A 12727-nucleotide genomic window follows, 5' to 3' on the forward strand; every position below is an offset into this window, starting at 1 on the left:
TGCTTTTTTGTTTATATTTTTTATTTCTTTATATTATTTTTGTTTACTTATAAATTGTGGATTAAGCTGTTTATAAATTTAAATGATTGGAGGTAAATGAATGGGATTAACCTTAGATGAAGTCTGGAGTAATTCGCTAAAAATAATAAGAACGGAACTAACAGAAGTAAGCTTCAATACATGGCTAAAATCTGTAGAGCCTATAACTATGAATGATAATCATATAGTACTAGGAGCTCCAAACGAGTTTACTAAGAGCATACTAGAAGCTAGATACTTAACACTTATAAGAAATGCTATAAAAGAAGTCTCTGGTACAGACTATGATATAAACTTTTTGATTCCAGGTGAAGAGATCAATAATGATTTAGGGCATCAAAACAATCAAGTCCAAGATATTGTATCCTCTAAATCTCAACTAAATCCTAAGTATATATTTGATACATTCGTTATAGGAAATAGTAATAGATTCGCCCATGCTGCATCACTAGCAGTTGCTGAAGCTCCAGCTATGGCATATAATCCATTGTTCATCTATGGAGGAGTTGGTCTAGGTAAAACCCACCTAATGCATGCTATAGGTCACTATATTTTAAGCCAAAATCCGAGCGCAAGTGTAGTATATGTATCATCTGAAAAATTCACTAATGAACTCATAAACTCTATTAGGGACGATAAGAACGTAGAGTTTAGAAGTAAGTACAGAAATGTAGATGTGCTATTAATAGATGATATTCAATTTATAGCTGGAAAAGAACGAACTCAAGAAGAATTTTTTCATACATTTAATGCTCTACACGATGCCAATAAACAAATTATTATCTCAAGCGATAGACCCCCTAAGGAGATACCAACCTTAGAGGATAGACTGCGTTCGAGATTTGAATGGGGGCTTATAGCAGATATTCAAGCACCTGACCTAGAAACCAGAATAGCTATTCTTAGAAAAAAGGCTCAGATGGAGAACATAGACGTTCCAAATGATGTAATGATATATATAGCAACTAAAATTAAGTCAAATATCAGGGAACTAGAAGGAGCACTAATAAGAATAGTAGCGTATTCTTCGTTAACCAATAGAGATGTCACAATAGATCTTGCAGAAGAGGCTTTAAAGGATATACTATCATCCTCTAAGCCTAAGGAAGTGAATGTAGACTTTATAAAAGAAATAGTTTCTAAACATATGGATATAAAAATGGAGGACTTTAACTCTAAAAAAAGAACTCGAAATATCTCTTATCCTAGACAGATAGCAATGTATTTATCCAGAGAGCTAACTGATTTGTCTCTCCCAAAAATAGGAGATGAGTTTGGTGGAAGAGATCATACTACAGTCATACACGCTTATGAAAAGATATCTAATGATATTGAAAGTGATTCAGAGTTTAGAAAAAAAGTTAATCAAATAATAGAAGAGATTAAAGGTGAATAATTAACAATAGTATGTAGACAGTCTGTTGATAAATTGTTAATATATTTTTGTTTTTATATTTCTGTGAAGAAAACCTTAGTTATGTGGATAACTTTATAGTATATATAAACAAAATATTAACATAGTTTTTTGTTCTAATTTTAATAGTTAGCATAACTTATCCACAAATTCACAGGTACTACTACTATTACTACTAATCTTTGTATATTATTATATCTATTTATCTATAAAGGAGGTTATCCACAAAATGAAGCTAATTATCGATCAAAAGGAATTATCAAAGGGAATAAATATTGTTCAAAAAGGAGTATCATCTAAAACTACATTACCAATACTTAGCGGTATACTTTTAAAAGCCGAGGATAATGTATTAACTCTTACAGGAACAGATTTAGAAATAGGGATAGAGACATCTATTGAGTGTAATGTAATAGAAGAAGGAAGTATCGTAGTAACTTCTAGAATATTTGGTGATATAATAAGAAAGTTATCAGATTTACCAGTAAACTTGGAAGTAGATGAAAAAGGAAATATCCACATAAGCTGTGGTCCATCTAACTTTAACATATTAGGTCAACCTTCAGAGGAATATCCACAGCTTGAAAAAATAGAGGATTTAAATTCTTTTCAAATTCCAAAGGATTTATTAAAGAATATGATAAGACAAACTGTATTTGCAACAGCTCAAGATGAAACTAGGCCTATACTTACGGGAGCATTACTTGAAATAACTGATGGTAAAGCCACTCTAGTTGCATTAGATGGATATAGATTAGCTCTTAAGAATATTTCTGTGGATTTTTCCGGAGATGTAAAGGTTGTAATACCAAGTAAAACTTTAAATGAAGTTAATAAAATACTAGAAGATGATGATTCTGACGTAAAAATAATATGTGCAGACAATCATATTATTTTTAAAGTAGGAAATACTATAATAACCTCAAGACTTCTAGAAGGACAATTTTTAAATTATAAAGATATAATAAGAAATGAATATAAGTCTAAAGTAAGAGTTAAGACTAAGTATATTCAAGATAGTATAGAAAGAGCTTCATTACTTGCTAGAGAAGGGAAAAATAATTTAATAAAATTAGATATATCTGACGATAAACTAATTATTACTTCAAACTCTGAAATAGGGAATGTACATGAAGAAATACCTATACAATTAGATGGAAATGATATGGAGATTGCATTTAACTCTAAATATATTTTAGATGGAATAAAAGTTATAGATAGTGAAGAAATAGTTATGGATTTGGTAAGTAGCGTAAATCCATGTATAATAAAACCACTAGAGGATGAAAATTATACTTACTTAATATTACCAGTTAGACTAGCATAATAAGATATAAACTATCAAACATTATAAAAATTTAGACACCTATTAATAGGTGTCTATTATATTTAAAGGAGGAAGAATGATGAGAGAAATAACTATAGAAACTGAATTTATAAAATTAGATCAACTGTTGAAATATGCCGAAATAACACAAAGTGGTGGAGAAAGTAAAATTTTAATAAAAGAAGGGGAGGTAAAGGTAAACGGAGAAGTAGCATTTGAGAGAGGGAAGAAAATAAGAAGTGGTGATATAGTAGAGGTAGACGGTTTTGAAAAGTTTATAATAAAGTAAACTTAAGTATAATTTTTTTTTATGATATAATAAATTGTTAATATAGAAAAATATTTTTAAGAAAGATAAAAAATCAGGGAAGGAGAAGCTATATTGCATGTAGAGAGCATTAGATTAATTAATTTTAGAAACTATAAAAAATTAAATATAAAATTAAATAAAAATTTGAATATCTTTTTAGGACATAATGCTCAGGGGAAAACAAACCTTTTAGAATCAATATATATAGCTTCTAGTGGAAGATCGTATAGGACTAATAGAGATAGAGAGCTTATAAATATAGAAAAAGATGCAGGATATATAGGACTAAAAGTAGTAAAAAGTGAATTTGACAAATATATAGAAATTAAATTTGAAAAAAGTAAAAATAAAAGAGTAAGAATAAATAAAGTAGAAATAGACAAATTATCTGAATTAATAGGACAGATAAATGTTGTGATATTTTCACCAGAAGATTTAAACTTAATAAAAGGTGGTCCTTTAGAGAGACGGTCATTTTTAGATATAGAAATATCTCAAATAAAACCAAGATATAGATATAATTTAAGCAAATATAATAAGATATTATTTCAACGTAATAATCTTTTAAAAAAGGTGAAGTATGACAATACTAATCTAAAGACTATAGATATTTGGAATCAACAACTAATAGATACGGGTACAGAAATAATAATTGACCGAATAAACTTTACAAAGGGCTTATCTGACATATCTAAAGACATTCACAAAAAACTTACAACGGAAAATGAAAATTTATCAATACACTACGTATCTTCATTTAAAGTGGACGAAGAAAATATAAAAAGAGAAGAAATAAAAGAAAACTTTAAAAAGTTATTAGATAAAAGTTTGGACAGGGATATAGAAAGATGTACTACTGAGTATGGTCCACATAGAGATGACATAGAAATTTTAATAAATGGTATGACATGTAGAACATATGGTTCTCAAGGTCAACAAAGAACTGCTGCACTTTCATTAAAGTTAGCAGAAGTAGAACTTATAAAATCGGAGATAGGGGAGTATCCGATACTGTTGCTAGATGATGTACTATCTGAACTAGATATAAACAGGAGAAAGTCACTAGTTACTACATTTAAAGATATACAGACTATAATAACTTCTACAGATGATATAGAAGTGGATGATATAGGGGAAGAGTCTAAAAGTGTATTTTTAATTAATAACGGTGAAGTTTTATATAAAAAGGGGTGATAAAATGTTGTTGCATCTTGGAAAAGATAAAGTAATACCTTTGAAAGATATTATAGCTATAATAGACGCAGAATCAGCATTTAAATCAGAATACACAAAAGAGTTCTTTAAAATAGCAGAAGAGGATGGGTTTATAAATAGCACGAATGAGGAAATAAAATCGTATATATTAACTGAAAGATCTAACAAGCATAAAAAAGGTGATCTAAAATCAAGACAAAGTATAATATATACTTCAAATATATCAACAGTTACTCTTCAGAAAAGAGCAGGATTTATTGAAAATATATAATATAGAGAAAACTAAAATAGATTGGAGGACATTTGATGTCTAGAAATCAACAAAATGTAACTTATGGAGCTGAACAGATACAAGTTCTAGAAGGTCTGGAACCTGTAAGAAAAAGACCAGGTATGTACATTGGAAGTACAGGTCCTAAGGGGTTGCATCATCTAGTATACGAAGTAGTAGATAACAGTATAGATGAGGCACTAGCTGGAAGATGTGACACTATAAAAATAAGCATAAATGAAGATGGGTCAGTAACGGTATCAGATAATGGTATAGGTATACCAGTAGCAATACATCCTAAAACCGGTAAATCTACAGTAGAAACTGTACTTACAGTACTTCATGCCGGTGGTAAATTTGATGGGGGCGCATATAAGGTTTCAGGAGGACTTCACGGGGTAGGAGTATCTGTTGTAAATGCGCTTTCAGAATGGCTAGAGGTAGTAATAAAAAGAGAAGGAAAAATTCATAAACAAAGATTTGAAATAGGAATACCTCAAACAGAGTTAGAAGTAATAGGTGACTCTGATGAAACAGGTACTACGATAACATTTATGCCAGATGCAACTATATTTGATGAAGTAGAGTTTAAGTATGAAACATTAGAATATAGATTAAGAGAATTAGCATTTTTAAATAAAGGTGTAAAAATAATCTTCGAGGATAAAAGAACAAATAAAGAACAGGAGTTTTTCTATGAAGGTGGAATAAAGGCTTTCGTAGAGTATATGAATAGAAATAAAGATTCTATCCATAGTGATGTAATTTACTTTGAGGGAGAAAGAGAAGATTCTGTTGTAGAATTAGCTTTACAGTACACTACTGACTATAGTGAAAATATACTTGCATTTGCTAATAATATAAATACTCATGAAGGAGGTTCTCATCTTAGTGGCTTAAGATCAGCTTTAACTAGAGTAATAAATGATTATGCTAGAACTAATAGCTTATTAAAAGAAAAAGATGAAAACTTAACAGGAGATGATGTAAGAGAAGGTATTACAGCTGTATTATCTGTTAAGTTATCAGAGCCACAATTTGAAGGACAAACTAAAACTAAACTTGGAAACAGTGAAATGAGAGGGATTGTAGAAGGTGTAGTATATGATTCTTTAAATAGATTTTTAGAAGAGAACCCTAAAGAAGCAAAAATTATAATAGATAAAGGGATAAAGGCGGCAAGAGTAAGAGAAGCTGCGAGAAAAGCTAGAGAGCTTACTAGAAGAAAGAACGTATTAGAAAGCTCAGCACTTCCGGGAAAATTAGCTGACTGCTCAGAGCGAGATCCTGAAAAATGTGAAATATATATAGTCGAAGGGAACTCAGCAGGGGGATCTGCAAAACAAGGAAGAGATAGATCAACCCAAGCTATTTTGCCTTTAAGAGGTAAGATAATGAATATAGAAAAAGCTAGATTAGATAAAATTTTAAGTTCAGATGAAATAAAAAATATGATAACAGCTTTTGGATGCGGAATAGGTGAGGATTTTGATCCCAACAAAATAAGATATGGTAAAATTGTAATAATGACCGATGCGGACGTTGATGGTGCACATATTAGAACTCTTTTATTGACATTCTTCTATAGATATATGAAACCTCTTATAGAAAATGGCAATATATTCATAGCACAACCTCCACTGTATAAAGTTAAAAAAGGAAAAGTAGAGAAATATGCATATGATGATAGAGAACTTGAAGTCGTACTAGACGAGATTGGAAGAACAGGATATAGTCTTCAAAGATACAAGGGTCTAGGAGAAATGAATCCAGAACAACTTTGGGATACTACAATGAATCCTGAAACTAGGACTATGCTTCAAGTAAATATAGAAGATGCAGCAGCAGCAGATGATATATTTACAACTCTTATGGGAGATAAGGTAAAACCAAGAAGAGAGTTTATAGAGGAAAACGCCCTAAATGTAAAAAACTTAGATATATAATAGTTTCATATGAAACACTATTTGAGGAGTGAGAATTAAATGAGCGATGATAATAAAAGGGTTGTGGATATAGACATAAGAGAAGAAATGAAAAAGTCATACTTAGACTATTCTATGAGTGTAATAGTAAGTAGAGCATTGCCTGATGTTAGAGATGGACTAAAACCTGTTCATAGAAGAATACTTTATGCAATGAATGACTTAGGAATGACACCAGATAAACCCCATAAAAAATCAGCCCGTATAGTCGGGGAAGTATTAGGTAAGTATCACCCACATGGAGATACAGCTGTTTATGATGCTATGGTTAGACTTGCACAAGATTTTTCGACTAGGTATATGCTAATTGATGGACATGGTAACTTTGGATCGGTTGATGGTGATGGTGCAGCTGCTATGCGTTACACAGAAGCCAGAATGTCTAAAATTGCATTAGAAATGCTTAGAGATATAGGAAAGGATACTATAGATTATAGACTTAACTTTGACGAAACACTAAATGAGCCTAAGGTGTTACCTAGTAGATTTCCAAACTTACTAGTGAATGGATCATCTGGTATAGCCGTAGGAATGGCTACATCTATTCCACCTCATAATTTAAGTGAGGTTATAGATGGTATAGTAGCTATGATAGACAATAAAGATATAACTATAGAAGAAATTATATCTCATATAAAAGGACCAGATTTTCCTACTGGTGCAATTATAATGGGAAAAGAAAATATAAGAGAAGCTTACAGAACTGGTAGAGGAAAAGTAATAGTTAGATCTGAAGCTGAAATAGAGGAAAATAGTAAAGGTAGATCATCGATAATAGTTACAGAAATACCCTATCAAGTAAATAAAGCTAGACTTATAGAAAAGATAGCGGAACTTGTAAGAGACAAAAGGATAGAAGGTATCTCTGATTTAAGGGATGAGTCTGATCGGGATGGAATGAGGATAGTTATTGAGATTAAAAGAGATGCAAATGCTAATATAGTCTTAAATAACTTATACAAATATACTCAGCTACAGGCTACTTTCAGTATTATAATGTTAGCCTTAGTTAATGATCAGCCTAAAGTATTAAATTTACATCAGATGATAAAACACTATTTAGATCATCAAGTGGAAGTTATAGTAAGAAGAACTCAATATGAGTTGAATAAAGCGGAAGAAAGAGCCCATATACTAGCAGGATTAAGAATAGCTCTGGACAATATAGATGCTGTGATAAAGTTAATAAGAGGTTCATCAACTACTGCTGAAGCTAAAGATGGTCTGATGAATCAATTTGGACTTTCAGATAAGCAAGCCCAAGCTATATTAGACATGAGACTACAAAGATTAACTGGTTTAGAAAGAGAAAAGATAGAAGAAGAATATAATGCTCTTATGATAGAAATAAGTAGATTGAAAGAAATATTAGCTAGTGAAGAGTTAGTATATGGAATTATAAAACAAGAGTTACTTGAAATAAAGGAAAATTATGGTGATGAAAGAAGAACTAAAATAAGAGTTTCAGAAGAAGATATAGATATTGAAGATATGATCCAAGAAGAGAATGTTGCGATAACTCTAACACACTTTGGATATATAAAGCGTCTTCCAGAAGACACATATAAAACTCAAAAAAGAGGTGGAAGAGGGGTAGCTGGACTTACTACGAGAGAGGAAGACTTTGTAGAACATCTATTTATAACTTCAACTCACGATAATCTATTATTCTTTACTAATCAAGGAAAAGTATATACTATGAAGGCATATGAGATACCAGAAGCTAAACGTCAAGCAAGAGGTATGGCTATAATAAACCTTCTTCAACTTAATCCAGAAGAAAAGATTACCGCAGTAATTCCTATAAGAGACTTTGTAGAAGATAATTATTTGATTTTAGTTACTAAAAAAGGAATTACTAAAAAACTAAGATTGAATGAACTTCAAAATATAAGAAAAAATGGATTAATAGCCATAAGCTTAAAAGAAGAAGATGAACTTATAGGTGTTAGAAAGACAGAGGGTGATGATAATGTTATACTAGTCACTTCTAATGGAATGTCAATAACATTTAACGAAAAAGACGTTAGAGATATGGGAAGAACTGCTATGGGTGTGAAAGCTATAACTCTAAATAAAGGTGATTATCTAGTAGGTATGGACTTAGTAAAGCCGAATAAAGAATTATTAGTAATAAGTGAGTTTGGATATGGAAAAAGAACTTCACTAGATGAATATAGAATTCAGTCTAGAGGTGGAAAAGGAATAAAAACTTATAATATTAAAGATATAACAGGAAAGATTATAAGTGCCGGAGTAGTAGAAGAAGATGATGATATATTGATAGTAAGTCTTGGTGGTACTATTATAAGACTTAATGTATCAGATATATCCCAAATGGGTAGATCTACTCAGGGTGTTAGACTTATGAAAATGGCAAAAGATGATAAAGTAGTTTCAGTTGCAAAAGTATTAGTAGAAGAAGAAAATGAAGAAGAATAAAAAAAGAACCTTTTGGATTATAAGTCCTTTAGGTTCTTTTTTATATCCAATAAGTTTACATAGTGTGTAAAATATTATAATATTATAATAGTAAATAATATTATATAATATTTTTTATCGAATTAAGATGAATTAAGGGAGGAGAAAGAAAATATGGGATTAGAAATTTTAAAAAAGTTTGATAAAGATGATAATCAATGGGTAGTAAGTCCAATAGGAGAAATAGATATATACACATCAGATGAATTTAAAAACATGTTATTACAATTAGTAGAAGAAGAGGGTACAGATATAACTATAGTTGGAGATTCACTAGAATATATAGATAGTACAGGATTAGGAGTATTAATAAGCATTCTTAAAAAATTAAAAGAGAGTAATAATACAATAACTATAACAAATATAAAGCCTAGCATAAAGAAACTACTTGAATTAACAAGTCTAGATAAAGTATTTATTATTAAGGAGTGATTTTTTTGGTTGATAATATAAAGCTGATCATATCCAGTGAAAAGGATAAGATAGCAGGATACATGAGTACAATTAGACTTACAACATCATCTATAGCTAGTAACATAGGATTTGATATAGATGAAATAGACGATATTAAAGTGTCACTAGGAGAAGCTTGTACAAATATAATTAAGCATGGACTAAATGAAGGGGAAGGCAAAATAGAGATAGAATATAATATATATAACGATAAACTAACTATAATAGTAAAAGATACTGGTAAGGGATTTGATACTTCAAAAATTAAAGACCCTAATATAGAAGAATTAAATGAAAGTGGATTAGGAATATTCATTATAAAATCACTAATGGATGAAGTAAATATATTAAGTAGTGACAATAATGGCACAGAAATAGTAATGACTAAAATAAAAAATGTTTAGAAAAAGGGATGGTGAAGATGAATACACCAGCATTTAAAAAAAGAAAAGATATTTCAAATATAAAAGATAAGGATAGTAAAACATTATTTAAGCTTTACAGTGAAAATAAAGAATCTACAATAAGGGAAGAAATAATACATAGATATTTATATATAGCTGAAATTTTATCTAAGAAATACTCTAATAGGGGTATAGATTATGAAGATATATATCAAGTAGCATGTTTAGGTTTAATATACTCAGTAGATAGATTTGATATATCAAGAGGATATGAGTTTTCTAGCTTTGCCACACCCACTATAATAGGTGAAATAAAAAAGCACTTTAGAGACAAAGGATGGGCAATAAGGGTTCCAAGAAGAATTCAAGAACTTTCACAAAAAGTTAACTTAGCTAGAAATACATTAAATCAAAAATTACAAAGAACTCCTACAGTAAAAGAGTTAGCAGAATATCTAGATGTTACTTCAGAGGATGTACTTGAAGCAATGGAAGCTGGTAAGGTATATACACCACAGTCACTAGATACTCCATATGAATCTGATGGAGAAGATAAGGAAGTTACACTAGCCGACTTAATAGGGGAGGAAGACAAGCAATTTGATAAAATAGAGAATAATGATTTTCTTTCTAAAATGATATTCAAGTTAAATGATGTTGAAAAGAAGATAATAGATGATAGATATTTTAAACGAAAAACTCAAGTAGATATAGCAAACGAATTAGGAATTTCGCAAATGACGGTATCCAGAATGGAGAAAAAAATAATAGAGAGATTTAGAAGAGAACTTGAGAAATCAAATGGCTAACTTATTTAAATAGTCATTTGATTTTTTTTAGAAATAAGTGTTGACTCTATAATGTAATTATGATATATTATAAAAGTTGTCAAAAGAAACAAGACAAACACAGATGCAGAGACACTTAAATTTCTTGGAAAATTAAGAAATAAAAAAAGTTTTAAAAAAGTGTTGACAAAGAAAAAGAAACCTGGTAAAGTAGTAAGAGTCGCCGCAAGAAAGCGACACAGCAAAACAAGAAGTGAGAAAAAAGTCGAAAAAACTTCTTGACAGAATGTTAAAAGGATGTTAAGATAGTGAAACAGACTTTGGTCTTTGAAAATTAAACAGTAAAAAGCAAGTTAATTCCTAGAATTAATAACAAATGAAGCTCAACATTAAATAGAGCAGTCAGCAGAAGCTGAGACAGAAAACTTTTATTTTGAGAGTTTGATCCTGGCTCAGGATGAACGCTGGCGGCGTGCCTAACACATGCAAGTCGAGCGGGAAAGTCGTTACGGATCCTTCGGGTGAAAGAATGACTGGAGAGCGGCGGACGGGTGAGTAACGCGTGGGAAACCTTCCTTATACAAAGGGATAGCCTCGGGAAACCGGGATTAATACCTTATAAAACTCTAGCACCACATGGTGCATGAGTCAAAACTCCGGTGGTATAAGATGGTCCCGCGTCCCATTAGCTAGTTGGTGAGATAAAAGCTCACCAAGGCGACGATGGGTAGCCGGCCTGAGAGGGTGAACGGCCACACTGGAACTGAGACACGGTCCAGACTCCTACGGGAGGCAGCAGTGGGGAATATTGCACAATGGGGGAAACCCTGATGCAGCGACGCCGCGTGAGTGATGAAGGCCTTTGGGTCGTAAAACTCTGTCCTAAGGGAAGATAATGACGGTACCTTAGGAGGAAGCCCCGGCTAACTACGTGCCAGCAGCCGCGGTAATACGTAGGGGGCGAGCGTTATCCGGAATTATTGGGCGTAAAGGGTACGTAGGCGGCCAGATAAGTCAGGTGTGAAAGGCGTCGGCTCAACCGGCGTAAGCACTTGAAACTATTTGGCTTGAGTACAGGAGAGGAAAGTGGAATTCCTAGTGTAGCGGTGAAATGCGTAGATATTAGGAGGAACACCAGTGGCGAAGGCGACTTTCTGGACTGATACTGACGCTGAGGTACGAAAGCGTGGGGAGCGAACAGGATTAGATACCCTGGTAGTCCACGCCGTAAACGATGAGTGCTAGGTGTTGGGGGTCGAACCTCAGTGCCGCAGCTAACGCATTAAGCACTCCGCCTGGGGAGTACGGTCGCAAGACTGAAACTCAAAGGAATTGACGGGGACCCGCACAAGCAGCGGAGCATGTGGTTTAATTCGAAGCAACGCGAAGAACCTTACCAACATTTGACATCCCTCTGACAACTCTAGAGATAGAGTCTCCCTTCGGGGCAGAGGTGACAGGTGGTGCATGGTTGTCGTCAGCTCGTGTCGTGAGATGTTGGGTTAAGTCCCGCAACGAGCGCAACCCTTACCTTTAGTTGCCATCATTAAGTTGGGCACTCTAGAGGGACTGCCGATGATAAATCGGAGGAAGGTGGGGATGACGTCAAATCATCATGCCCCTTATATGTTGGGCTACACACGTGCTACAATGGTCGGTACAACGGGCAGCGAAACCGCGAGGTGGAGCGAATCTCAATAAGCCGATCACAGTTCGGATTGTAGGCTGCAACTCGCCTACATGAAGCCGGAGTTGCTAGTAATCGCGGATCAGAATGTCGCGGTGAATACGTTCCCGGGTCTTGTACACACCGCCCGTCACACCACGAGAGTTGGTAACACCCGAAGCCAGTGAGCTAACCGCAAGGAGGCAGCTGTCGAAGGTGGGATCGATGATTGGGGTGAAGTCGTAACAAGGTAGCCGTATCGGAAGGTGCGGCTGGATCACCTCCTTTCTAAGGAGAAACGCTTTTTACTGTTTAATTTTGAGAGACCAAAACTCTCAAATAAGTTTTAGAACACTTATAAAGATAGACCAGAT

The 12727-nt window shown here is 32.9% G+C and carries 10 protein-coding genes and 1 rRNA gene; all 11 read left to right on the forward strand.

The genetic code is table 11. From position 1 onward, the window contains the following. The first annotated feature begins 100 nt into the window (after positions 1-100). Positions 101-1435, forward strand: a complete 1335-nt coding sequence (gene dnaA / locus CURI_RS00005; RefSeq protein WP_014966223.1) for a chromosomal replication initiator protein DnaA — start codon at positions 101-103, stop codon at positions 1433-1435. A gap of 247 nt (positions 1436-1682) precedes the next feature. After that, positions 1683-2780, forward strand: a complete 1098-nt coding sequence (dnaN, locus tag CURI_RS00010; protein WP_014966224.1) for a DNA polymerase III subunit beta — start codon at positions 1683-1685, stop codon at positions 2778-2780. Positions 2781-2859: 79 nt separating this feature from the next. Next, on the forward strand, positions 2860-3069 hold the full coding sequence (locus CURI_RS00015) for an RNA-binding S4 domain-containing protein (protein WP_041701278.1): 210 nt from the start codon (positions 2860-2862) through the stop codon (positions 3067-3069). Between the two features lie 93 nt (positions 3070-3162). After that, positions 3163-4284 (forward strand): DNA replication/repair protein RecF, encoded by a 1122-nt coding sequence (gene recF, locus CURI_RS00020; protein WP_014966226.1) that lies wholly within the window; start codon positions 3163-3165, stop codon positions 4282-4284. Between the two features lie 4 nt (positions 4285-4288). After that, a complete protein-coding gene (gene remB, locus CURI_RS00025) occupies positions 4289-4576 on the forward strand; it encodes an extracellular matrix regulator RemB (protein WP_014966227.1) in 288 nt (95 codons plus the stop codon). Between the two features lie 35 nt (positions 4577-4611). Then, on the forward strand, positions 4612-6522 hold the full coding sequence (gene gyrB / locus CURI_RS00030; protein ID WP_014966228.1) for a DNA topoisomerase (ATP-hydrolyzing) subunit B: 1911 nt from the start codon (positions 4612-4614) through the stop codon (positions 6520-6522). A gap of 39 nt (positions 6523-6561) precedes the next feature. After that, complete coding sequence (gyrA, locus tag CURI_RS00035) at positions 6562-9003, forward strand: DNA gyrase subunit A (RefSeq protein ID WP_014966229.1); 2442 nt, start codon at positions 6562-6564, stop codon at positions 9001-9003. Between the two features lie 153 nt (positions 9004-9156). Further along, on the forward strand, positions 9157-9474 hold the full coding sequence (locus tag CURI_RS00040) for an STAS domain-containing protein (RefSeq protein ID WP_014966230.1): 318 nt from the start codon (positions 9157-9159) through the stop codon (positions 9472-9474). Then, positions 9471-9899, forward strand: a complete 429-nt coding sequence (locus tag CURI_RS00045) for an ATP-binding protein (RefSeq protein ID WP_420805126.1) — start codon at positions 9471-9473, stop codon at positions 9897-9899. Before CURI_RS00040 ends, CURI_RS00045 begins: the two co-directional genes overlap by 4 nt. 17 nt (positions 9900-9916) lie before the next feature. Then, positions 9917-10708, forward strand: coding sequence for a SigB/SigF/SigG family RNA polymerase sigma factor (locus tag CURI_RS00050; RefSeq protein WP_014966232.1), 792 nt, complete (start codon positions 9917-9919; stop codon positions 10706-10708). A gap of 408 nt (positions 10709-11116) precedes the next feature. Next, positions 11117-12641: ribosomal RNA gene (locus CURI_RS00055) — 16S ribosomal RNA — on the forward strand. Positions 12642-12727: the final 86 nt, after the last annotated feature.

Origin of the sequence: Gottschalkia acidurici 9a (assembly GCF_000299355.1) — a bacterium.
In the GTDB taxonomy this organism is placed as follows: domain Bacteria; phylum Bacillota; class Clostridia; order Tissierellales; family Gottschalkiaceae; genus Gottschalkia; species Gottschalkia acidurici.